Genomic DNA, 24,910 nt, shown 5'->3' on the forward strand with positions numbered 1-24,910 from the left:
ACTACGATCCCAACCAAGCTTTGACGTCCATCGCATCGGCTTGATCGGGCTGGCGAAACTTGCTGATTCGGCCGGCCGGTTCATCGTACAACAGCATCGTCGCCGCGGACAGTTCGCTTGCGATCGGAGAATCGATCAACAAGGACGAATCGGACGCATTCAATTGCCCCAGCACACGCAGTTCGACATCGTGCTGCGATTGCCGGGGCAACCAACGCGTCATGATTTCCACGCCGCCGCACACCAAAATACAGTAGACGTTGGCCGGCGGTCCGTCCTTGAGCACTTCGCGCATCGCCTGGCCTCCGGACATGCTGCCCTGCGTCGCATCGAGCGAAAAATTAAACGCGTCTTCGTGGCGAAAATCTCGGAATCGATCCAACGGATCAATCACGATCACGATCGGATGAACCCCCTCGGCCTCGTCACCGCGTTCCTTCACCAGCTCGGCCAACTTGCCCATTTCCGGCGCACTGTCCCGCGGCTTCACTTCCCGGAAGTTAAACCCCGCCCGCTGCAACCACGGAGAGAAGGACTGAGTTTCGTTGGTTCGGTTGCCATTGAAATAGATCACTTCCAATTCCGAGTTCGACCTCGCGAACCCGGAAAGCATCGCCGAGAGCAACCCGGGGCGGGCTTCCGGCGCCGGAATCATCACCACGTTGCGGCCGGCGTTGCGCGACAATTCGATTGCAACCGGCGGACCGATTTCTACGGACTCTCCCAACAATCCGTGCAACTCTTCGCCCGACTGAGCCCGATCGCCGATCGCGGCCGCAGCCAACCCCGGCGACCATTTGCAGGGACGATTGCCTTCAAACACCACCGGCGGAGGAAGTTTTTCGAGAAACACTTTGTCCCGCTGCGCGATCTTGGACAACAACTTTCGATGCTCGTCGTTGCTTAGCCAGGCAACCTGGAACGGTTGATTGCCTTCGATCAATCCGCCCGCATCGTTATAAATCGCTTCACCGGGTCGCGTGATCAATCGCGCCGCGGTGTTGTCATCGGACAAGATCAACGCCGCGTCGGACTCGCTGCATTGCATCGCGATTCGAACGGCCATCTGCCCCAGCGTCGCCCGCGGCAACGAATAGGCACCCGCCAGCGACTGGCTGCTCAAAATCACGTGGATCCCAAACGACCGCCCCTGACGAACCAGCCGGTCCAGCAACATCGAGCACTCCGCGGCCACCTTGTCGTCGCGAATGAACAACTCTTGGAATTCATCGATGATCAGCATGATTCGCGGCATCGGCTGTCCGCTCGCCGATCGATAGTCTGACAACTCCTGCGTCGACTGCGCCCGGAACAGTTCACCACGCTGTTGCAATTCCTGGTCCAGCCGCTGCAGCACGCTGCGACCGAATTCGCGTTCGCTTTCGATGCCGATCACCCGTGCGTGCGGCAACGCGCTGTCGGCATACGTCTTGAATTCGACGCCCTTCTTGAAATCCAGCAAGTAAAACTGCAGTTGGTCGGGCGTGTAGTGATGTGCCCCCGAGGTGATGATGGAGTGCAGCAAGGTACTTTTGCCCGATCCGGTTTTCCCGGCGATCAACACATGCTGGCGGACGCCTTCGCCCAAGTCCAAGGCGAGCGTCCGTTGTCCGCCCTGGCTGCCAATCGTGATCTCGATCCCCTCGTCGGTCCGCGCCTTGCCGCCTTGTGCCGGCAGGACCGACTCCAGCGGGATTTCCACCCGCGCGGCCATGGTGGCGGCCGTCCCGATCTGGTTGGCCAGTTCCCCACGCAGATCGGCCGCGACATTCTCCGCCGGCACAAACTCCAATCGTTCCAGACCCTCGTGCCGCACGCTCCAATGGCCCTCTTTGTCGACCGACAATTCCAGCACGCGGCTGTCGTGGGGCAACGGCAGATCGCTGGGCCAAACTTGATCCTGCTTGCAGACCATGAAAACGAACACGCCGCAGCGAACGCCACTTTCGATCAGCGCTTTGAGATGCTTGTACCCGCCACGGGTCAAGCCCTCGGGAAACCCGACCGAGGCGACCGCTTGATAGGGCTCGGCCATCGAACCTGCGATCAGGTTGTAGTCCTCGACTCGTTCGAACTGGTCCCGCAGACTGGACTGCAAAACATCCTCGGCGTGCTGAGCGATTTCGCCCAAACGTGTTTCAATTTGATTCTCGGTCGTCCAGACACGATGGCTAACGAGGGTGGGATCATGATCGGCCAAGGACATGAATGAGGTAAAGTTCTGGCCGCGACCGATGGGATCGATCAACGTCAACTTGGTTCGCCCGCCGGAGGTCCCCGAAAGCATTCGCCACAACACCTGATGAACCAGTTCGATCGCCTTGGACATCTGGTCCGGGGCGGCGTGAATGATCAAACCGCTGTGGAGCCGCCGATGGAGCGCCACCGGCATTTCGTCGGGAAGGTCACCGCTGCGAAACAGCGGCTTGACTTGATCGGAATGGTTGCCCGCCCCGTCGGGAGCATCCCCGATGCGTTCGGACGTCAGCGTCCGCGCCAGAAACTCAGTCACTTTCAAATGCCCGAGCGGAACGAAATCCAACTCGTCGCACTCGGTGTGCGGCTGGTCGGCGACCTTGTCCCACTTTGGAAACCGAATGGCGCACGCCTTTCCGGCCGACTTGATGCGTTCCAAACCGCCCCGCACGCCGTCTCGCATTCGATCGGTCACCCGCTGCAATTCCTCGTGCCGTCGCCGCGCGTTGGCTTCCCGTTGCCGGTGCAAGGCTTGGTCGGTGTCGGCCAACTGAGCCGTGATGGTTGCCGCGACCTGCTCGGCACGATGATGCATCTCCGAATTTACTTTGCCATAGCCGGACAGAAAATCTTCACCGAGCTGCTCCAATTGCTCGGTCAATTCTGCCCTGGCCGCTTCCTGCTCGGCCGCCAACTGCTGCGCCAGATGTTCCAACTGCTCTTCGCGCCATTGCTCGGCCGCTTCGAGGTGCCGATCACGGCGGTCTTCCAGTTCGGCCAACGCGTCGCGGGCGGTGTCTTTGGAGATTTTGCATCCGGCCGCGGCAGCTTCTTCGGCGGCCTGCCCCGTCCGAATGATCATGGGGTACATCCGCCGGGTATGTCGTCGCAGAGGAATCAGCAACGCCGCGTAAATGCAAAACCCGATCACGGCCGCGGCCACCACGCCGGAAACCATGTACAGCCAATACTCAGCCGGTTGGACGACCTGCACGCCGACACACCACAACACGACCGCGACCGCGACGCCACCGGGCAAATAAAACGAATCATCGAACTTGGCCGCCGCACTGTTTTGCAGCTCGGTGACAAAGCCCCGACACTTTCGCGAAAGCCGATACACGGTGTCGACCGAATCCGCGATCGATTCCGGTGCCGGCTCGCTCATGTCGTCTTCGGGAGTCTCCGCCGGTGGGACGTTGGGCAACCGATCCAGTCGCCGAATCGTCAGATCGCGCGCCCAAGCCACGTCTTCACTGATCGGAACGAGCGAGGCATTGATTTGCTCGATCTCTTTTTTACTCTGCTCGCCGGGCTGGTGACGCCGCGCCTCGAATTGATGCAGGACGGCTTCGCGACGCGCTTCGACTTTCCGCTCGATCGCGGTTTTTCCCTCGGCAGCCTTCTTGCGATACAGCGACGCGAGACGATTGACCTCCGTTCGTAACCGAACGGTTTCCTCTTCATAGCTGGCGAACACCTTTTCCTCGGCCGCGTCCCATTGCCCCAGCGTGATCCGCCGCTGCCGTCGACACTCGGCCGTCACGCCACTGCGATCGGACAGCAACTGTTGCTCCTCTTCGTCGCGTTGGGCGGCGTGCTGGTTGATCAGTTCCTGACGCTGGGCTTGACAGGTTTCAAACCGCGCGACCAACGCATCGATCAGGCGGCGTTGTCGCTCGGGCGAGAACAGCCCGGCGGGTGCGACCGAGAAGTCTTTCATGGTGCGGATCGGAATCGAGGAGAAAAGACGAGTGCTTTGTCACAACTTAATCTTCGGGTGGCTCGTTGACTGAGCACTAGTATTCCGCCGCACCTTGGTTTTCGGGGTAGGCGGTAGTGGACGAGGCGACGAGTCCTTGCCAATCTGCCGACGACAGGGGACTCGTCGACGACAGGGGACTCGTCGCCTCGTCCACTACCCGAAAATTGAGCTGCGAGAGACTACTAGTATAGCTCGCCGGAACGTTGGTCGGTGTCGTTGATCGCGGCTTGTGATTTCCGCAATGTCTCGGTGAATTCGGCCAACGTCGACGCGAACCGCGACAGGCTCGGCCCCAGAGGGGCGAGAAACTCCCGCTCGAATTGGGCCGCGCGATCGTCTCGCCAGTCCTGTTTGGTTTCCTGCCATAACCGGGCGAAATCGTTGAATTCGCGCCGGAATCGATTTTGGGCGTCGGTCAGGGGGGCGAGGTTCAGGGGATCAAGTGGCATGGCTTCAGCGATTGATCTGGTCGCGGGCGTGTCGGGCGAGTGTTTCCTGGTACTTCTTCTTGCCCTCTTCGACGCTTTTGCGAATCGCCCGCGTGCTCTCTTCGCTCTCCTTGCGCAGTTCAGCGATCATCTCCAACGACTCGATTTGAAAATCGCTGATCGCATCGACCAGTTTCTGCACCGATTCAGGATTGATCGTGCTGCCGTATCCGGCCTTCAACGCAGCGCGTTCCAGTTCACGCCCCAAGTTGGCGACGTCTTCCAACCCCTTGTTGACGCCGTCCTTCATCGCTTCGGTGGCCTGGGTGACTTCGTGGAGCCCGTGCTGGCTTTGATAGACCGTGCCCAGGATCGTGAAGACATGTTCGTTGGTCGTGAAAAACGTGACCGCGCGACGGTAGACGCGTTCCTTGACATCGTGCGTCTGTTTCAACTTGCTGATCAACGTTTCACCGACGTCGTAACCGATCTCCAAATTCTCGGCGATGTCTTTGAGCAGCTGGTACGTCTCGTCCTCGTCTTCATACTTCTGACGCGTCTCGTCACGCGCAAGCTCCAACTGGCTCTTGCCCCCTTCGTCGCTGCCGGTGTAGTTGTCCAAGGCCTCCTGGGCGTCCGACAATGCCTTTTGAGCCGCTTCCAACCGTGGGGCGTGGGCATCGAGCAGCTCGCGTGCGAGCACCTCGGCTTCCTTGAGCGCAAATCGAAAGTCGATGTACGCGTCCATGATCCGGTCTTCGCTCTTGAGTGCCTCTTTGGTGTCCTTGGCGACGTCGGAATAGATTTCGACGATTTTTTCGAAGCGGTCGTTGGGCGTCCCCCGGCGGATCTTCATCCACCAGTTGGACAGTTTTTCGGTGCCGCTGATGCGACCGTCGTCCAACTGGGCGATCAACCGCTTGCTGTCCTCGCGGACGGAGTCGAATTCCTGTGAGATCTGCAGGTACCGGTTGCCGACCTCGATGCTCTCGACATTCTCTCGCACCAACGCGTTGAACGCCCCCATGTGCTGAATCACATCGGCGATCGCCAACACTTTGGCCTCATCGAGATGCTTGACGCCTTCGAGCAGGGAAATCAATTCTTGAGGGGCTCCGCTCTTGCTGTCGACGCCGAAATCCTTCAACACCTGGACCGCATCGTTGAGGTATTTTCGCATCTTGCTCGTATCGCGGGGCTGAGACTGGGATTGCGATGCAGACGCTTGAGCTTGCTGGGACATGTTTTTGGGTCTTTGACGGATGTATGGTTGCGAAAGAAACCGACGACGGGCGTCAACACGCCTACCAAGTTAGCGCACCGATGCCCCAGACGCAATCGAGACGGTATCTTGTATTCTTGGGCACCGCCCCCCACGCCCTGTTTTCCCACATCAAACGCGATGAGCCAAGCACAAGCCAAACAGACGCAAATCGAAGTCCCCGGGCAACACCTGACGCTGCAGGAAACGCTGCGGGTGATGGACGTCGCCCGGGAAATGCGGGACCAGCGTGAGAAAGCCGAAGAGATGTTTCGCCGGGATGACCTCCGCGTCGCCCTCCGCGAAAAACTGATGCGGACGGCGCGATTGTCCGGCGACAACGTGACCGAGGCAGAAATCGATGCGGCGATCGGCCAGTACATGGAAACCCTGCACACCTACCAGGATCCCGCGCCAGGGTTGAAACGTTTTCTCGCCCACTGCTGGGTGTGGCGTGACAAGATTCTTTGGTCGATGGCCGGCGTCGCGGGATTCGCCGGCGGCCTTTGGTACCTCTTCGGTTAGCCCAGGATACGTGCGACATGACGATTTCCGGTCCGGCAATGCACCGTCTGCTGATGGACGGATACAGAGACGTGCAACAACGCATCGACCAGATGCGGTCCGAATTCTCCTCGATCGATGCCCAACGAGACCAATTGGGTGACGATCGCAGCGACGCGCTGATCAATCTGGCGGAATACTACCTGCCGGAGTTGACCCGCGAGTCGATCGAATCGTCTTGGGGCGAAGTCCGTGATCGCGTGCAGCAGGTCTTGATGCGAAAAGAAGACCATCGGCGTCGCGTATCGGCCGGCCTGGCCGAAGCCAACGAGCGGCGCTCGCTGCAAGAGGAGCGTTTGCTGGAAATCAATGCCGACTATGACGAAGCGAAAACCAAACAAGACGAACTCGCCTCGCAAGTCGAATCCGAATTGGCCGCCGACGAAACCTTCGTTTCACTTTCCAATCAAGCCGCGATGGCCGAAGCCGCCTTGGAACGGGCCGAAGCCAACCTGAACGAGATCGAACAGGACGCCGCGCGAAAACTGCCGGCCTACGAAAACAGCACCCTGTTCACCTACCTGAGAGACCAGAAGTACGGCACCGACCAGTACGGCAAACGCGGCTTCACACGCCGGATGGATCGTTGGCTGGCGAAATACATCGATTACCACAAAGCCAGACAGAGCTACCAGTTCCTGGCCGATACTCCTGACCAGATGCGCAAACTGATCGGCGAGGACCGTGCGGCGCTCGACACCGTGATGGAGGAACTGGAAAAGCGACGCGACCTGGTCGTCAAGCGACTCGGGCTGACCGCCGCGGTCGCCAAAGCCGAACAGTTGGGCCAGCGCCGCGAGCGTCAACTCGTGGAACTCGACAAGCTCCGCGATGAAACCGAATCGCTCCAGCGCGAGCTGACGGATCTGGAAGACACCCGCGGAGAATACTACCGCGAGGCCGTGTCCGCGATTCGTGAACGGCTCGCCGAGATCGACGCCCGCGACCTGGCCTCCAACGCCCGCCGAACCCCCTCGCTGACCGATGATCAAATCGTCGCTCGGATCCAGGGGGTCGACCAGAAACTCGACGATCTGGACGGCGACACCCGCCGGCATCACGACGAGATCCGTGACATGCAGCGCTGCATCGAAGCACTCGGCCGGTTGCTCCAACGATTCCGCGCGGCAAAGTTCGACGCCGCACGTTCCCATTTCGAACCCTCGCTGGATGTCCCGGACCTCCTCGATCGGGCCAAGAACGAACGTGACATCGACGACCTCTGGGACCGACTCCGCCGCGCCCAGCGCTGGGGGCCGACGCTCAGCAAGCAGCTGGGCAACGTCGCCTCAAACCCGATGTCCCAAGTCTTGACCGGTGCGATGGCACTCGCCACCGGAGCATCCAAAAAGGACCACACCGACCGAGCCGCCCGCCGCCGCGGCCACTAAAAAGCGTCAGGAGCTTTTTTGGGTTACTCGGCCGCGATCGCGCGGAAGACGTCGTCCAGCCGACGGCGAATCAAGGTCGACCACAGGTCATAACCGGCCTCGCTGAGGTGCAGTTTGTCTTCGACGAACAACTCCGCTCGCGGCGTGCCATCCGATTTCAGGTAATGGCTTGCGGTCGGAATGAAATAGGTGTTGGGCGTCGAGAGTGCGATCTCGCGAAGCCGTGCATTGACCGCGCGAATCTTGCCCCAGGCGTCAAACCGCTTTTCACACGGCGTGATCTCGATCAAAAAAAACGGGGCGCCCGGCTGATGCTGGTGTGACACCGCGACGATGTGACGGGCGAGTGCCTCAATTTGGTCGGGCGTGTGATCGTCCGGGTTTCCGACCACGCCGTTGCCGACGAACATCACGATCGCACGATACCGGTGCGGCGACACCAATCGATCGACAAAGACGGCCATGTCGGTGAACTTGGCACCCCCATACCCGCGACGGATCGTTCGGTACGGGGCCATGTCGACGGCCATCGTCGACCAGCGGCGGATGCTGCTGCTGCCGATAAACAAGATTGCGTCATCGGGATTCGATTCCGTCCGATTGAGTTCGTCAAACGCAGCGATGTCGTCCGCCCATTTCTTCTCCGCCGCGGCGCGGTAGGGCGCCAACAAGTCCTCGGCTCTTTTCGATACCTCCGGCTGGCCGTCTTGGGCGACCAGATTCAGGGTACCGGACGAAACCGCGGCAACGAACGTCACAAACAACAAGAACAAACGCATCATCAACTCGATCCCATTCGTTGGAATGTCAACAGGTAAAGTCTCTCGGTGAACGAATGGCACATCATAGTCCAACTCGCCCCGGCCTGGCCGCCCCGCGGTACCGCTGAGACTCCATTGGTCCACGCTGCGATCGTATCGCGTATCCTATGGAGTCGTCCCACTTTACCGAGGCGTTCCATTGATTCATCCGCACCCCATCGCGTTCGTCTTCGTCACCCTGACTCTCTGCGGTGGACCATTGTTTCCCGTCGGCAGCGAACACGTCAGGGCCGACGAGATCGCCAGCGTCGACCCAAACGCCCGCCCCGCCTGGATCTGGGGCACCCAAGATCGCGTCGCCGGTCAGCGCGTCACGTTTTCAAAACCATTCCAGGTCCGGGCGGCGGTCGCTCGTGCAACGATGCATCTGGCCGCAGACTTCACCCGATGCTCGGTGACCTTGAACCGACGACCGTTGGCCCAGTTGGATGAATACGCGCCCTGGATGCAGTGGGACGTGACCGACCGGCTTGTCACGGGAACGAATCAGGTGTCGCTCGACTGCACCAGCGGCGATGGACCTGCCGCCATCGCGATGAGCCTGGAAGTGGTCTACGCGGATGGATCGATCGAGACCCTTGCCAGCGGTGAGGATTGGGCGACGAATCGTGGCGCCGCCGTTTCCTTGGGAAGCGTCGCACCGGAGTTTTGGAACGTTTCCGAACTCGCCCAGATCTCGCCCTTCGAAGACTACGAACAATGGCGTCGGGCCAGCGGAGCGGATGCGGGAACCGACCCGGCAACCTTTGTGACGCAGCCGGGTTTCGAAGTCGATCTGGTTCGCTCGGCCGGACCGGACGAAGGTTCATGGGTCAGCATGGCGCTGGATCCCCAAGGCCGAATCACCATCGCACGTGAAGACAAAGGGCTGTTGCGGATGACTCTGTCGCGTGACGGAAAACGGATCACTGCGGTCGAGACGATCAACGACGAGCTGCGAGAATGCCGAGGCTTGCTGTACGCCTACGACGCGCTGTACGCCAACGCCAACAACTCCAAAGGTATGTATCGTCTACGCGATACCGATGCCGACGATCAGTTCGACCGAGTCGAATTGTTGCGAGAATTTCCCGGCCAAGTCGGTCACGGAAGAAACGACTTGGCGCTCGGTCCAGACGGAATGATCTACTCCATTCATGGCGATTCGGTCGAACTGGCAACCGAGAACATTGAAGATCACACCTCGCCCCTGCGGGCGGCTCGCAAGGGGCAACGATCCGAGGAAGGCCATTTGATCCGAACCGACCGCGACGGATCACAATGGGAATTGGTCGCGTCGGGCTTGCGAAATCCATTCGGAATCGATTTTAACGACGACGGTGAAGTGTTCACCTACGACGCGGACAACGAATACGACATGGGATCTCCCTGGTATCGCCCGACCCGCATGGTTCAATTGGTCTCCGGCGGCGACTATGGATGGCGACGGACCACGAACGGGCAATGGCCGCCTTATTTCCCGGACCACAGCGACAACGCCCTACCGACCGTCGACGTCGGAAAAGGGTCACCGACGGCGGTCAAATCCGGGGCGCGGAGTTCATTCCCGCCGCATTACCGACGAGCCCTCTTTGCACTCGACTGGGCCTACGGACGCATTTTGGCTTGTCACCTTTCCCCGCGTGGAGCCGGATACGCGTGTCGCGTTGAAACCTTTCTCGCCGGCCGGCCGCTGAACGTCACCGACTTGGATTTCAGTCCCGACGGCGACCTGTTGGTCATCACCGGCGGACGCAAAACACAATCCGCTCTCTACCGCATCCGCTACGTCGGCCCCTCACAAGACGCCGCCCCCCAGACCGAGCAACAAACGCAACGACAAGCGTTTTCAAATCGTTCCAGGACGCTGCGACGACAACTGGCGACGCTCCATCACCCGAACACCGAAAGCCTGGCGACCGCCTGGGAACAGTTGGGCCATCCCGATCCGCTGATTCGCAACGCCGCACGCATCGCGATCGAACACCAGGACCTTGCCCGCTGGCGCCAAGCGGCACTGTCTGAACCGGATCCGGAAACTCAGGTGACCGCGCTGCTGGCACTCGCCCGCGCGGGCAACATCGATGACCACGACGCAGTGCTTCATGCCTTGGACGCGATCGCACTCAACACGCTGTCGTCGTTTGGGAAACTTTCCATGCTGCACGCCTACCGCTTGATCCTGGCCGATGTGTCAACGGTCGATTCAACGGCAAGCAACAGATCCAAGCAACGTCTGATGCGTTGGCTGGAAACGGAGCCCCATGCCACGGTCGCGCCGCTGGGAAGCGGGGGCTCGGTCCATGAAGTACTCTGCCGACTGGCTGCCGATCACCACCTCGCAGGTGTCGTCCCGCCGTTGATGGACTTGTTGCGTGCCGGGCAAAGCCAGCGCGATCGGATGAATGCATTGTTCATGCTGTGTCACCAACCCGACGGTTGGTCGATCGATGATCGCATCCTGTTTTTCGAAGCGCTCGGCGAATTGGAACGGACGGCGTTTTCCGGTGCCGGAATGCCCGGCCGGCTGAAACAGATCCGAGACCATGCGATCGCGCAACTGACCGAAGACGAACGCGTTAAGCTTGCGTCACTGATCCAACCGTCAACGCTTTCGCAAGCGACACCGAAACAGGTGTCCCGGCCGCATGTCAGAAAATGGGCATTGGACGAACTGGTCACCGCCCTCGATCAGCTTTCACAACCGGGCGATGCAGAACGTGGCGAAGCCTTGTTCCGCGACGTTCTGTGTGCGTCGTGCCATCGCGTCGCCGGCCGAGATGGGGTTCTGGGGCCAGACCTCTCTTCGTTAGCAGCCCGTTTCAGTCAACGCGATATCCTGGCGTCGATCGTTTCGCCGTCGGACGTCATCGCCGAAAAGTATCGCAGCGTGCAGGTGGTGACAACGGATGGCAAAATCGTCAGCGGCCAAGTCGTTACTGGTGGCGATTACCGATCGTCGAATCTTCAGCTCGCGACCGATCCGCTAGACCCCGGCAAAGTCGTCGAGATCCCGAAAGCAGACATCCAGCTTCACCGCCCCTCGGACGTTTCACCGATGCCGGAGAATCTGCTGGACACGCTGACTGCCCGCGACGTCGCCGATCTACTCGCTTTCTTGACCCAGTAAGATTGTACGCTGCGGCTGGTGTGCCGCTCGCGTTGACCGACCGGAGGGCTCGCGCCCTGCCGCTAACAACAACACCCACCCGGGTTTCAAAACACGTAATATTGATCGCAAGAACACTAAACGAACTCACGATCGGCCTGTTTGCGAAACCCTTTCAACTGGATCGTTCCGTCTTGTTGGATCTCCATCGTTGCATAACCGTTGTTCTCCTCTCCGGAACCTTCCACCATGGCCACCAGCGTGCAGTAGTGGATGCCGTGGATTTCTTTCAAGTCATTTTGGTGACTGTGACCTTGGAAAACGGCCAGCACATTTCCCGACGCCTCCAGAATCTTGCGCACGTCAGCGTTGTTCTTCACGCCGTGATTGTTGCTGACGTCCAAACGCTGGTGCGCGAACACGATCGTCTGGTTGTCGGTACCCGCCAGATCCGCCGCCAACCACTCCAGTTCTTCTTGCGGAACGTTCGCGTCGGTCCATTGAAAATTCTTTCGGCCATAGGGCTGACCGTCGGCGCGAAAACAAGAATCCAGGACCACGAAATGAAACCCCTGGCGATCGAACGAGTAATACGGCTTTGCTTGCCCCACGCTGCCGAGGAACTCTTCTTTCATCAGCGTGTCGACGCAGTGATTGCCTAACACATAGTGCCGATCGTCACAGATCGCCGAAAACTCTCGATTGATGGTCTGTAAATATCGTTGTTCGGTTTCAACCTCCTCCGCCGCATCGATCAGATCGCCGAGTTCGACCAGACAAGTGATGCCCTGGCGTTCAAATTCGGCAGCGGCTTCGGCAAGTTTGCCGCGTGTTTCCCGATAGTGCCGGGTGCCGGCGGCAGGCTTGTCGGCGTAGTGCAAATCGGTAACTAGTCCGACACGAAGGCGGGCGGTGTCATCCGCAGCCGACGCGGCAGCGACCGGGAGCGTTGCAGCCCCGAGCAACAGCGTTCCGTTTCGAAGCAGCGCCCGGCGGCCGAGTCGTTCTGTGGTCGGTGCGGCAGGGGAATGTGAATCAGTCATTGGTACTCCGTCTAAATAGGAGAAGTTCCGCAAGACCTCAATTTGGCGATAATTCCACCAGGGAAAAAATCGCCCGATGATCCGACGCGACGGCCTCCTCCAGAACACGGGTTTCAACGACTCGCCAACGGTTCTCGGGACGATACAAGATGAAATCGATCTGGCGGGCGGGGCGGGCAACGGGAATGGTCGGCAGGGGCTGGTCGTTGACGCTGGTCCAACGAGCCGCCAACCGCGTCAGCGTGCGGCTTCCGGCAACGTCATTCAAGTCACCCAACAACAACGCCGGCTGGTCGGCGCGATCGGAGATCAACTGCTCGATCGCTTGGGCCGACGCGAACCGTTCCTGGTCCTCGCGGCGATGATCAAAGTGGGTCGCCAACATCACGATCGGCTTCGCCGAGGATGGCACCTGAATCTCCGCCTCGATCACGCCCCGTTGTTCACCGTCATCGATGTTAGGCAACCGATGATTTTGATGGCGAACGATCGGATATCGAGACAGAACCGCGTTTCCGTAATGACCGCCCTGCAGCGGGATGTTGGCACCAAACACGACGTTCATCTTCGTCAGACGCGCCAACTCGGCCGGTTGGTCGACCGATCGGCTGCGGCTGGCGTTTTGGTCAACCTCTTGCAACGCGACCAGGTCGGGCTTGACGGACAAGATCACTTGAGCGATTCGCTCCAGATCAAGCTTCCCGTCGATCCCTTCACCGTGGTGAATGTTGTAGCTGAGCAGCCGCAACCGCAGCGGTTCGTCCGCACGGGCGACGGTGGTCACCCACAGTGCCGCGCAAACGGCGATCAGAATCAATCTGGTTTTGAGCATGTCATACATTCAGGGAAAGGTGTATTTGCGGTGATCACGACCAGGGATCACGTTGTTCACGGACCAACATTTTGTTGGCCGCGTCGTCGTCGACAAAACGTTCGTTGTCGGCATCCCATTTGGCGACGCGGTGCGGCCCCGTTTCGGGAAACAGACGGATCATCGCGTTGGCGATGTGACAGAGTACGGCCGAGGAGTGGCCGGTTTCAACGGGCGCGCGTGGTTCGTCACGCGATTTCACGCAATCGATGAAATTGGCCAGATGAGAACTGTGCGGGTCGTCGATCCCCTTCGGTTTTTGCGGACATACGGCGATCAGTTCCGGATCCGAAGCCGACGTCCCGTCATAGCCCGTTTGCAACCAACCGTCGGTGCCCTCAAACCGAGTTTGCACCTGTTCGGAACCGCTTTCGCAAACCAATTCGACACCGTTGGGATACAGGCACCGGAATCGGGTTTGAGTCGCTGTGTTGAACAGACTGCCGGTGGGCAGGAAACTCGCGTTTTGACATTCAATCTCCGTCGGCCCGCCGGTGTCCAGCCCCATGCCCCAGTGCGCCATGTCGTTGCAGTGGGCACCAAAGTTCGTGATCTGGCCGCCGGAGTAGTCGTAATGAAACCGGAACCGATACAGACAACGGTCCTGGTGATAGGGTGCGTCGGGGGCGGGGCCGAGCCAGCTGCGATAGTCAAACGTGCTCGGCACCGGCATCGGTTTCCAGCCCGGCGGTGGGCTGATTTTATTATTGAATCCGACCTTCGTGATCACCCGCTTGATTCGTCCGATCTTTCCGGCCTTGGCCGCTTCGCAGACAAACCGACTGACCGGGTTGGATCGTTCGTGGCTGCCCGTCTGCAGGATGCGATTGTTCTTGCGAACCGCATCGATCATCTGACGTCCGTCGGCAACTGAAAACGTCAGCGGTTTTTCGCAATAGACGTCTTTGCCGGCTTCCAATGCCATCACCGTGATGATGCGGTGCCAGTGATCCGGAACGACCACAACGACGGCGTCGATGTCATCGCGATCAAGCACCTCGCGAAAATCAGCATACGCGTCGCAGTTGGTCGACCGACCACCTTTCGCCTTCTTTTCCGTTGCAGCGTCGACCATCTTCTTGGCCGGCAAACGTCCGTAGAAGTGATCGGGCTCCTTGTACCCGAAACTCCCTTCGTTCACATCACACACCGCCAGCACGTTGCCAAGATCGCGAGCGAGGAATCGTTTCAGCAACCCCATTCCTTGGTTTCCGGTTCCGATGAACGCGACATTGATTCGGTTGCCGGGCGAGTCGGCTCCGAGAACGGCGGGGCTGACGACCAGCGGCGCGGCGACGGCGAGGGATTGCTGCAAGAATTGACGACGGCTGGTCATGGCATTGGTCCTGCGATCGTGAGGTTCAAAAAACACGCGTTGCCCCTGGGGAAACGGAGACGTTCAGCATACTCGCTTCCGCGGGCGCCAGTTTCATCGGGCGGTCGAATGCTCCCGCGATGACGGAGTCGCCTTGACACGGGCGAGAAACAAACTGCCGTCGGCGCCGCGTCGTTCCGCCGCCGCATTCACATCCAAGAGCGATCAGCAAACGGTTGATCACCCATCGTCATCAGCCCATCGGACCACGCCTAATGATTGGGGAACATTGATTCAATCCACAGGCCGGTCAGCGTCTGGGCAAATCTCGGATTTAGAAGTCCGTTTCGAGCTCGTCCAGCATCAGCTCTTTGATCCAGGCGTTGCGATAGCGCACATCATGGCCTTCGCATTGCAGTTTCAGGCCTTGGGGCGTGTCGGTGATCCCAAACCCGTTGTCGTTTCCGCCGTCGACGCCCGAATTCGGTCCGCCCCAGACTTTGTTGATCGTTTGGTTGACGTGAACTTTCTTGCCGTTGAAGTACATCGTCACCATCGGTTTTTCGACCAGTTTGCCGTCCCGGAAACGGGCGGCGCGAAAGACCAAGTCATAGGCGTTCCATTTGCCGACACCGTTGTAGGCGTGGTACGGCGATTCCGTTTCGTTGATCACCGCCCCCATGCCGTGCTTTGACTTGTCGCCGTCCAGGACTTGAATTTCGAAACGGTTTTGCAGATAGACGCCGCTGTTGCCGCCGGGCTTCATGATCAGAAACTCGATGTGCAACCGGAAATCCCGATACGGCTTTTTCGTCACGATGTCGGCCGTGCCATACTTGCCTCCGTCGGCCGCCCGATCGTCGGTCATCACACAGGTGCCGCCGTCGACGGGGTCCTCGACAATCTTCCATTTGATCGGCAACGACGAACTGAAACGCGGCCCTTCCCAGTACGTCCATTTTTCGTCCAACATGTCGCGGGTCCCGTCGAGGATGACTTCCGCACCCTCGATCGGCTCAGCTCCGACACCGACATGATCCGCAGCGGAGGTGGTCACAGCGACCAAGGAAACGGAGAGGAAAAGCAGGGCGTGGATTGATTTCATGACAGGGCGTTGGGTAGGGTCGGTGGGTGGGAAGCAGCGAGGGCGCGTCATTCTACTCCGTCCCGCCCGGCGGGGCATCGATTTTGCGTTCTTCTCGCCCAGCCATTAGACTTTGCCTGGATTTTCCGGCTCTCTTGCTTAGCCATGTCCCCAACCGGTAGAACCGTCCGATGAATCGCTTCTGTGTCGTGTTTGCCTGTGTCGCCTGTTTCTCAAGCCTGCTCATTCCAGCCGCCGATGTCACCGCCGGCGACTGGTCACAGTTCCGTGGACCGCAAGCGGACGGCGTGGCGTCGTCGGCTGACTATCCGACCGAATGGAGCGACACCGAAAACGTGCGTTGGTCCGTCGCCTTGCCGCAACCCGGCAACGGCAGCCCGATTGTGGTTGATGGGAACGTCTTCGTCTGCAGCGCCGAAGACTCCAAAGGCCTCGCCCGCAGTCTGATCTGTTTCGATGCCGACAACGGCCATCAACGCTGGTCCCGGACGGTGACGCTGGCAGAAGAAATGCCGACGCACAAGACGAATCCTTACGCCGGTTCCACGCCCGCCTGCGATGGATCGCGCGTGGTTGTCTGGCATGCCACCGGTGGATTGCACGCCTACGACATGAACGGCGCTCCCCTCTGGTCGCGCGACCTGGGCGAGTTCCGGCACATGTGGGGTTACGGTTCCAGCCCCGTCATCGTCGGTGATCGTGTGATCTTGAACTCCGGACCCGGCAAACAAGTCTTCGTGGCCGCATTCGATGTCAAATCGGGCGAGACGCTTTGGCGGCATGACGAACCGGTCGCGGGCGACGGCGAGCGAAACGCGGAAGGGAAGTACATGGGCACGTGGTCGACGCCGGTGCCGATCGAACGGGACGGGCGTCAACTGGCCATCGTCGCGATGCATCAACGCATCTTGGCACTGGACGTTGAATCCGGTGACGTCGTTTGGTTCTTCCGTGTGACCAGTGATCGCGGCGACCTGGCCTACAGTTCCCCGATGATCGAAGGCGACCTGTGTGTGTTCAACGCCGGTTTCAAAGGCCCAACGATGGCGTTCGAAATGAACGGGCGCGGCGACATCACCGAAAATCAACGTTGGCGGATCGAAGGCAATCCCCAATCGATCGGCACCGGAATCATGCGAGACGGCTTTGTCTACCGCGTCGGGGCAGGCCCCAATCTGATCGATTGCCTGGACGCCAAAACGGGCGAGACGGTCTGGCAGGAACGCAACAAGGCTGCGTTCTGGGGCTCCGTCGCAATGGCCGGCCAGACAGCGTATGCCACCGATCAATCCGGAACCACAATCGTGTTTCGCCTTTCGCCGGACGAGTTCACACCGATCGCCGAGTGCCCCCTGAACGATTCCAGCAACGCGACTCCAGCGCTCGCCGGTGGACGGATCTACCTCAGGACGAACCGGAAACTATGGTGCGTGGAGTGATCTTGGAGACGAATCGCAAGCGGGAAGCGTACGCCACATTGAAGGGGGCGATCGCCGATGTCCGATGACGGCAACGTCAGCCGCTGGATCGATCAAGTCAAAGTCGGCGATTCGGTCGCGGCGGCCGAGCTGTGGCGCCACTACTACGATCGTCTGATTCGAAACGTCCGTAATCATCTTCGCGGACAAAACCGGGCAGTGGCCGATGAAGAAGACGTGGTCGTCAGCGTCTTCGAAAGTTTCTATCGGGCGGCCGAGCAGGGCCGATTCCCCGAGATGTCCGATCGCGACGACTTGTGGCGATTGTTGTTAAAAATGTCGGCGCGAAAGGTCATCGACAAACGCCGCCGGGACCGCCGACAACGCCGGGGCGGCGGCCAACGAACACTCTCGCTGACCGGACGACCGGGCGACGAAGACGCTCTGATCGAAGTGATCGGCGACGAACCGACGCCGGACATGGTGCTGACGTTGACCGAAGCCGTCGAGGAGCTGCTCTCCCATTTGGGTGACGGGCAACTGCGAGAGATCGCGGTCGGAAAAATGGAAGGCCTCTCCAACGCCGAACTCGCGCAACGATTGGGATGCTCTGAACGCACGATCGAACGACGCTTGCACCTCATCCGTGAAACCTGCCAGCAGGAACTGATGGACGCCGACGAGTGACGGTCATAACAAGCAGCCTGGCCCGCTACACACGCTGAGTGTGGCAAGTCAGTGGTCAAAACATTTGAGGGTCAAAAAATGGAATGCGACCAACCCTCCCAGCAACGTGCATGCCCCCATCTTCTGCCCCCATTTTTTGACCAACCCATTTTTTGACCAACCCATCTTCTGACCAGCCCCAACACCCGCCCCCCGATCATCCCCGTCCATGTTCCGAAGCGATTATCATGTCAGATGGTTCGGCGTTCCTGTCGATGCACACAACCCGACACGTGACGGTGATAACGTGATGAGCTCACACGAGAAGCCCGGTTTACGACCGTCACCTGCGCCACGGCGCGTCGCCGACGCCTGCTTGCTCGCCTTATTGGTCTTGATCAGCGGAAACGCCGCCGCAATCGATTTTGCGACAGACATCGAACCGATCTTCCGCGAGCACTGCATCGACTGCCACGGACCCGAGGAACAGAACAGCCAGTTCCGGCTGGATCGTCTGGCGGTTTTACTTGCCGGTGGCAACTCCGGCGAACCGGCCGTTGTGCCGGGCGATCCAGACGCCAGCTATTTGTTGCGTTTGATCAAGCACGACGAGCCCGGCTGGGAGATGCCTCCCGATGGTGAGCTGTCACCGCATCAAATCGACTTGATCGAGCAATGGATCAGTGGCGGCGCGTCGACTCCGAAACGTTACGGACCGGCAAAGGAAAACGTAGAGCTGAAACATTGGTCGTTTCAGCCGATCCGGCGTCCTGAACTGGATGTCCGACACAGCGACGGAATCGACACCTTGATTCGCCGCAAGCTTGCCGAGAGCGATCTGCAACCGTCACCGATTGCCGAACGCCGCGTCTTGATACGCCGGCTTTACCTCGTGATGACCGGTCTGCCGCCGACGCCCGAGCAAATCGACGCGTTCGTTCAAGACGCTCGCCACGACGCTTGGCAGCGACTGGTCGAAACGGTGCTTGCCAGTCCGCTTTACGGACAGCGCTGGGCCAGCCATTGGTTGGACTTGGTCCGGTTCGGCGAAACCAACGGTTTTGAAACCAATCGTGAACGGCCAAACGCTTGGCACTATCGTGACTGGGTGATCGATTCTCTGAACCACGACAAACCCTATGACGACTTCATCCGCCAGCAGATCGCCGGCGACGCATTGGGGGCCGAGATCGGCACCGGATTCCTGGTCGCCGGCCCACACGACATCGTCAAGGGCCAAGACCCCAAACTCGGTCTGGTTCAACGGATGAACGAACTGGACGACATGATCAACACGACCGGGACCGCCTTTTTAGGGTTAACGACCGGCTGTGCCCGTTGCCACAACCACAAATTTGATCCGATCAGTCAACGTGATTACTACGCCATGCAAGCCGTGTTTGCCGGGGTGCAACATGGTGAACGAAGCTTGCCGCCGACCAAGGAAGCCGAACAGGAACTCGCCGAGATCGACGCGGTGATCGCGGAACTGACGGATAAACTCCAGCCCTACCTTGCCAAAGATACCTCCGCATCGATCGCGATCGATGAATCGGATGCCCGGCCCGTGTTCCAACCCGCCGGGACTGCGGCGAAACAAGGTCGCAACGAAGCCGACTTCGGTGGCAAACATTACACCTGGTGGAAAGCTCGTCCGGGCGAAGAAACGGTCGTGTACCAGCCACATGCCAGCGGTCTGCATCGCGTCTGGCTCAGCTGGGGCGCGGGCTACGCCACCCACTGCTCCGACGCGCGATACGTCTTGCGTTCAGCGACGGGCGACCGCGAAATCTGCTCCGTCAATCAACAACGGCTGGCCGACGGATCCGGCGAAGTCGATGGAGTGGCCAAGTGGAGTGGCTTTTACGATGCCGGGGTTCATGAGTTTGCCCCTGACGACCGGCTCGTGCTGATCGCCGGGGACAGCGGCAGCGCCGTGACGGCAGATGTCGTCGTGCTGCAGCCGGAACCAGAAACCGATAGCTCGCGTCCTGCGGTGCCGCCGACGCTGCGTGCGGCCGTCAATTCCAACCAGAACGAAGAACGCATCGCCCCGCGTTCGGCCCGCTTTGTGCGATTTGTGATCGAACAAACCTCCGGCTCCCAAGCCTGTCTTGATGAGTTGGAAATTTACGCCGGCGACCAGAACGTCGCACTGGCCAGCAGCGGTGCCAAGGCGACTTCCTCCGGCGATTTCCAACACCCGCTGCACAAGCTGCAGCACATCAACGACGGGCGTTACGGGAATGCCCGCAGCTGGATCGTCGATTCCGTTGCCGGCGGCTGGGTGCAAATCGAACTCGCTGAGCCGACCGTGATCGATCGCATCGTGTGGGGACGCGACCGCGAGCAAACGTACTCTGATCGCCTGGCCACGGACTATCACATCGATGTCGCAAACGATCCTGGTAACTGGGCGCGCGTGGCATCCTCTGCCGATCGCCGACCGCACGGTCAATCGCAGACCGAAGCCGCACAGTATCGATTCGATACCGTCTCGTCAGCCGAAGCCCAGCAAGCCAAGCACCGGTTGAATCGACTCAAGCTGGCCCGCAGGCGAAAGGCGGCACTTGAAATGTCGCCACAAGTCTACGCGGGAACATTTTCGCAACCCGGTCCAACCTATCGGCTGTATCGTGGTGAACCCGATGCCCGTCGCGAACCCGTCGGCCCGGATACGATCGAAGTGTTCGGATCGCTGAAGCTGGATCAGGACGCACCGGAGCAATCGCGCCGGCTTGCCCTGGCCGACTGGATCGCAAGCGCCGACAATCCGCTCACCCCGAGGGTAATTACCAACCGACTGTGGCAGTTCCATTTTGGCACGGGGATTGTCGACACGCCCAGCGACTTCGGCCACAACGGCACACGGCCCAGCCACCCCGAGTTACTGGATTATCTGGCTAGCGAGTTGCTCGATCATGATTGGTCGCTCAAGCACATCCATCGACTGATTTTGAATTCCCACACCTGGCGACAGAGCAATCGGCCGCGCGAAGACGCGCGGGCCATCGATGCCGGTTGTCGGCTACTGTGGCGTTTCCCACCGCGTCGGTGTGATGCCGAATCGATCCGCGATTCCATCTTGGCGGTCAGCGGTTCGCTTCGGCATGACGCCGCAGGCGGACCCGGCTTTAGCGGCTTCGCAGTGCAACTGGAAAATGTCCGGCACTACCATCCCAAGCAACAATACGGACCCGAAGACTGGCGACGGATGATCTACATGACCAAAGTGCGTCAAGAAAGGGACCAGGTGTTCGGCGTCTTTGATTGCCCCGATGCCAGCATGGTGGTCGCCCAACGCAGCCGTTCCACGACGCCGCTGCAAGCACTGAATTTGCTGAACAGCCGATTCGTCATGCAACAGGCCGGTCGAATGGCGGCGCGGTTGGAAAACGAAGCCGAGTCGCCGTCGGCACAAATCACCCGCGCCTGGCAACTGTGTTTCGGTCGACCGCCGACCGACGAAGAGTTGTCCGACAGCGCCGCGTTCATTGCCCAAGAAGGATTGACACAATTCGCCCGTGCGTTGCTCAACGCCAATGAGTTTGTGTTGATTCCCTGAAAAAGTGCGTTCCCTACGCAAGCGAGAAGCTTACGCCACGATGAGATCATTTCTGGACCGACGACAGTTTCTCTCCCAGACCGCCAGCGGCTTGGGAAGCATCGCGCTGGCGAGTCTGTTGCAGCAGCCCAACGTATCGGCCGACGACCATCCGATCCGCCCCAAGATCGATCCGTCGCGTCCGTTCGCCGCGCGGCCATCACACCATCAGCCGGCGGCCAAGAACGTACTCGTCATCTTTTGTTCGGGAGCGTGCAGCCAGATCGATACGTTCGACTACAAACCCGAGCTGATCAAACGCCACGGCCAGCCGATGCCCGGCGCCGAGGATTTGGTCACCTTCCAAGGCCAGCAGGGCATGCTGACGCAAAGCCCGTGGGAGTTCAAACCGCGTGGCCAATCCGGGAAAATGGTGTCGCAACTCGTGCCACAGTTGGCCGAACTGGCCGATGACATGTGCTTCATCCATTCGTTGACCGGCAAGACCAACACCCACGGCCCGGGCGAGAACTTCATGTCCACCGGTTACACGCTGGACGGATTCCCCAGCATGGGTGCCTGGACGACCTGGGCACTCGGAACCGAAAACGAAAATCTACCCGCCTACGTCGCCATCCCCGATCCACGCGGCACGCCACAATCCAGCGTCAACAACTGGGGACCGGGTTTTCTGCCGGCGGCGTTCCAGGGCACCCAATGGAGTGCGAACCAGCCGCTCAGCAATTTGGAGATCCCTGCAGGGACCAGCGATAAAACGGATCGCGCGACTCGCCGATTCTTGCAACGATTGAATGAACGACACCTGCAGCAGTTCCCTGGCGATGAAGAACTGGCCGCGAGGATTTCCAGTTATGAACTGGCGGCCAAGATGCAATTGTCCGTCCCCGAAGTGACCGATCTGTCGACTGAATCGAAGTCGACGCTACGCGAGTACGGGGCCGACGATGCGGAGAACACGCTGAAAGCACAATTCGCCAAGAACTGTATCCTGGCGCGACGGCTGATCGAGAAAGGCGTCCGCTTCGTCCAGTTGTTCAACGGCGCCTACCAGACCGGCGGCGAAGGCGTCAGCAATTGGGACGGACACAAAAAGATTGAAGAGCAATACAGCAAGCACGGCCCTGTGCTCGATCAACCCTGTGCCGCGTTACTCCGCGACTTGAAACGAAGAGGGCTATTGAAAGACACGCTGGTGGTCTGGACGACCGAGTTCGGCCGCATGCCGACGTTTCAAAAAGGCGCCAGCGGTCGCGACCACAATCCCGACGGATTCACAGCGTGGATGATGGGCGCCGGAGTCAAGGCGCCGTTCACGTACGGTGCAACCGATGAATTCGGTTACAAAGCTGTGGAGGACGTCACGACCGTGTACGATTTCCACGCCACGATCCTGCATCTGCTGGGGCTCGATCATCGTCGACTGACGTATTACCACAACGGATTCGAACGCCGCCTGACCGATGTGCATGGATCGGTGATCAAACCGATTCTGGCGTGAACCCCATTTCAAGCCTGACTCGGTGTTGCCGAGAAGGGCATGCTACGCATGCCACCTACATTGACACCAAGCGGGGTATTTGTAGTTAGTGGCATTGGGCACCAGCACTCCGGTACCGCAAGTGACGAACCACTCGTATTCCGTATCAGCTCAATTTTCGGGTAGTGGACGAGGCGACGAGTCCTCTGCAGTCGGCCTATTGGCAAGGACTCGTCGCCTCGTCCACTACCGCCCACCCGAAAGGCGAGGTGACAAGAAGCACTAGGCTTCGCGCCGCGCGACGACGGCATCGCTCAGGTCCTGCAACAGCAGCACACTTTCTTCCCAGCCGATGCACGCGTCGGTGATACTCAATCCCGGCACCAAGTCGCCGTCGGTCAGGCCCTGTTTGCCTTCCAGAAGATTGCTCTCGATCATCACGCCCATGATCCTCAGGTCGCCGTCACTGAGTTGGCTGCAGACATCGCGGCAGACATAACGTTGGCGTTTGGTGATCTTTCGGCTGTTGGCGTGACTGCAATCGACCATGATGCGAGCCGGCAGACCCGCTTGAGTCAACAGCGCCGATGCTTCATCGATACTCGCCGCGTCGTAATTGGTGTGCAAGCCGCCGCGGAGGATGATGTGGCAGTCGCTATTTCCCGCGGTTGCGAAAATGGCCGACGTTCCCTCTTTGGTCACCGACAAGAAATGGTGGGGTTGCCGAGCGCTGCAAATCGCGTCGACCGCGATCTGAACGTTACCGGAAGTGCCGTTCTTAAACCCGACCGGGCAAGACAAACCGGATGCGAGTTCGCGATGCCCTTGGCTTTCCGTCGTCCGGGCTCCGATCGCCCCCCAGCCGACCAGGTCCGCGACGTATTGGGGGCTGATCAAATCCAAAAACTCGGTTCCGGTCGGCAGCCCCATCGCGTTGATGTCGCGCAACAATCCGCGAGCGGTGCGCAGTCCTCGATTGATCTGGAAGCTGTCGTCCAATCCGGGGTCGTTGATCAAGCCTTTCCAGCCGACGGTGGTACGCGGTTTTTCAAAGTACACCCGCATCACGATCAGCAACTGCTCTTGATGCTTTTGTTGTTCGGCGGCCAAACGCCGCGCGTACTCCAGTGCCGCATCGGGATCGTGAATCGAACAGGGGCCGATCACGACGACCAGGCGATCGTCCTGTTGGGCCAAGATTCGCTGGATGCCGGTCCGGGCCGTGAAAACCGTTTCTGCGATGGTCTCGTCCGCCGGAATCTCTGCCATCAATTCTTGCGGTGGCATCAGTTTCTTGATCGAACCGATGCGTAGATCATCAATGGCGAACGATTGAGTATTTTGTGTCATCGAGCGACTGGGGCGTGTAATTTCGAGAATGTCTCGCGCGGTTCCAGGGGAGGCCGTCCACTATTGACGATAATCAAAAACGGGGAACTCGGTAGTGAGAATTCTGGTCGGTTGAATGTGGAAGCGACGGGAAGAGGTGGGCTCGGCGACGCCGCGATCCTGTTTCCTCTTCCGTGATGAATGACGTTGGGGGCAAGGCCCGGATCCGCACGATCGTCGTTTTTCTCGGCGATGGAATCGTCGGCGAACACGAACCATGGTCCGACGGGCCGAAAGATCACGGGCCGAATGATCAGAGAAACAATGCCGACGCCACGCTGATCGAGGGCCAGCGAACCAAAGAATTGCACCCCAAGCCGACCAAATCGTCAACCCCCGACGTCTGCCCCGATTCCCCCGACGCTCCCCCGTGCAGTGCTTCCACGGTCACCCGGCTGACGCCCCGAAGGCCACGCTGTGAAGCATTTTTTAGCGGTAGGGCGCGAGCCCACCGGTGTTTCGGGAACGATGAGGGACCGGAGGGCTTGCGCCCTGCCGCGAACACCTCGTCAAACGCAGGGAATAAATGCTTCACAGCGTTGCCCGG

The 24,910-nt window shown here is 59.7% G+C and carries 16 protein-coding genes; 7 read left to right on the forward strand and 9 right to left on the reverse strand.

Annotation, left to right across the window (positions count from 1 at the left end):
* Position 1: 1 nt before the first annotated feature.
* From TBK1r_RS22205 to TBK1r_RS22215, 3 genes are all read right to left on the reverse strand, one after another.
* Entirely contained in the window at positions 2–3,919 is a 3,918-nt protein-coding gene (locus TBK1r_RS22205) for an FtsK/SpoIIIE domain-containing protein (RefSeq protein WP_145215586.1), read from the reverse strand.
* Between the two features lie 224 nt (positions 3,920–4,143).
* The gene (locus TBK1r_RS22210; protein WP_145215589.1) at positions 4,144–4,410 is read right to left on the reverse strand and encodes a hypothetical protein; all 267 of its coding nucleotides are present in this window, start codon (positions 4,408–4,410) and stop codon (positions 4,144–4,146) included.
* Positions 4,411–4,414: 4 nt separating this feature from the next.
* Positions 4,415–5,632 carry a cell surface protein gene (locus tag TBK1r_RS22215; RefSeq protein ID WP_145215592.1) on the reverse strand — a complete coding sequence of 406 codons (1,218 nt, stop codon included), beginning with the start codon at positions 5,630–5,632 and terminating at the stop codon, positions 4,415–4,417.
* Between the two features lie 159 nt (positions 5,633–5,791).
* Between TBK1r_RS22215 and TBK1r_RS22220 the strand changes: the two genes are divergently transcribed.
* The gene (locus tag TBK1r_RS22220) at positions 5,792–6,175 is read left to right on the forward strand and encodes a DUF6384 family protein (protein WP_145215595.1); all 384 of its coding nucleotides are present in this window, start codon (positions 5,792–5,794) and stop codon (positions 6,173–6,175) included.
* Positions 6,176–6,192: 17 nt separating this feature from the next.
* Positions 6,193–7,605 (forward strand): coiled-coil domain-containing protein, encoded by a 1,413-nt coding sequence (locus TBK1r_RS22225; RefSeq protein ID WP_145215598.1) that lies wholly within the window; start codon positions 6,193–6,195, stop codon positions 7,603–7,605.
* A 23-nt stretch (positions 7,606–7,628) separates the two neighbouring features.
* On the opposite strand, the gene TBK1r_RS22230 is transcribed toward TBK1r_RS22225, so the two are convergent.
* A complete protein-coding gene (locus TBK1r_RS22230) occupies positions 7,629–8,387 on the reverse strand; it encodes a GDSL-type esterase/lipase family protein (RefSeq protein ID WP_145215601.1) in 759 nt (252 codons plus the stop codon).
* Positions 8,388–8,565: 178 nt separating this feature from the next.
* On the opposite strand from TBK1r_RS22230, the gene TBK1r_RS22235 reads away from it, so the two are divergent.
* On the forward strand, positions 8,566–11,535 hold the full coding sequence (locus tag TBK1r_RS22235; RefSeq protein WP_145215604.1) for a DUF7133 domain-containing protein: 2,970 nt from the start codon (positions 8,566–8,568) through the stop codon (positions 11,533–11,535).
* A gap of 116 nt (positions 11,536–11,651) precedes the next feature.
* On the opposite strand, the gene TBK1r_RS22240 is transcribed toward TBK1r_RS22235, so the two are convergent.
* The 4 genes from TBK1r_RS22240 to TBK1r_RS22255 form a co-directional block, all read right to left on the reverse strand.
* Positions 11,652–12,557 (reverse strand): metallophosphoesterase family protein, encoded by a 906-nt coding sequence (locus TBK1r_RS22240; protein ID WP_145215607.1) that lies wholly within the window; start codon positions 12,555–12,557, stop codon positions 11,652–11,654.
* A 37-nt stretch (positions 12,558–12,594) separates the two neighbouring features.
* The gene (locus tag TBK1r_RS22245) at positions 12,595–13,389 is read right to left on the reverse strand and encodes an endonuclease/exonuclease/phosphatase family protein (RefSeq protein WP_419580267.1); all 795 of its coding nucleotides are present in this window, start codon (positions 13,387–13,389) and stop codon (positions 12,595–12,597) included.
* A gap of 34 nt (positions 13,390–13,423) precedes the next feature.
* Positions 13,424–14,764, reverse strand: coding sequence for a Gfo/Idh/MocA family protein (locus tag TBK1r_RS22250; protein WP_145215613.1), 1,341 nt, complete (start codon positions 14,762–14,764; stop codon positions 13,424–13,426).
* Positions 14,765–15,077: 313 nt separating this feature from the next.
* Positions 15,078–15,848, reverse strand: a complete 771-nt coding sequence (locus TBK1r_RS22255; protein ID WP_419580268.1) for a 3-keto-disaccharide hydrolase — start codon at positions 15,846–15,848, stop codon at positions 15,078–15,080.
* Between the two features lie 170 nt (positions 15,849–16,018).
* On the opposite strand from TBK1r_RS22255, the gene TBK1r_RS22260 reads away from it, so the two are divergent.
* The 4 genes from TBK1r_RS22260 (at position 16,019) to TBK1r_RS22275 (ending at position 22,995) form a co-directional block, all read left to right on the forward strand.
* Positions 16,019–17,287: a PQQ-binding-like beta-propeller repeat protein gene (locus TBK1r_RS22260; RefSeq protein WP_145215619.1), complete on the forward strand. Its 1,269-nt coding sequence runs from the start codon at positions 16,019–16,021 to the stop codon at positions 17,285–17,287.
* 57 nt (positions 17,288–17,344) lie between these two features.
* Complete coding sequence (locus TBK1r_RS22265; RefSeq protein WP_145215622.1) at positions 17,345–17,953, forward strand: sigma-70 family RNA polymerase sigma factor; 609 nt, start codon at positions 17,345–17,347, stop codon at positions 17,951–17,953.
* Positions 17,954–18,242: 289 nt separating this feature from the next.
* Positions 18,243–21,497: a PSD1 and planctomycete cytochrome C domain-containing protein gene (locus tag TBK1r_RS22270; protein ID WP_419580269.1), complete on the forward strand. Its 3,255-nt coding sequence runs from the start codon at positions 18,243–18,245 to the stop codon at positions 21,495–21,497.
* A gap of 40 nt (positions 21,498–21,537) precedes the next feature.
* Positions 21,538–22,995, forward strand: coding sequence for a DUF1501 domain-containing protein (locus TBK1r_RS22275; protein ID WP_145215624.1), 1,458 nt, complete (start codon positions 21,538–21,540; stop codon positions 22,993–22,995).
* Positions 22,996–23,256: 261 nt separating this feature from the next.
* On the opposite strand, the gene TBK1r_RS22280 is transcribed toward TBK1r_RS22275, so the two are convergent.
* On the reverse strand, positions 23,257–24,324 hold the full coding sequence (locus TBK1r_RS22280; protein WP_145215627.1) for a 3-deoxy-7-phosphoheptulonate synthase: 1,068 nt from the start codon (positions 24,322–24,324) through the stop codon (positions 23,257–23,259).
* Between the last annotated feature and the right edge of the window lie 586 nt (positions 24,325–24,910).

Origin of the sequence: Stieleria magnilauensis, from assembly GCA_007753675.1 — a bacterium.
Taxonomy (GTDB): Bacteria; Planctomycetota; Planctomycetia; order Pirellulales; family Pirellulaceae; genus Stieleria; species Stieleria magnilauensis.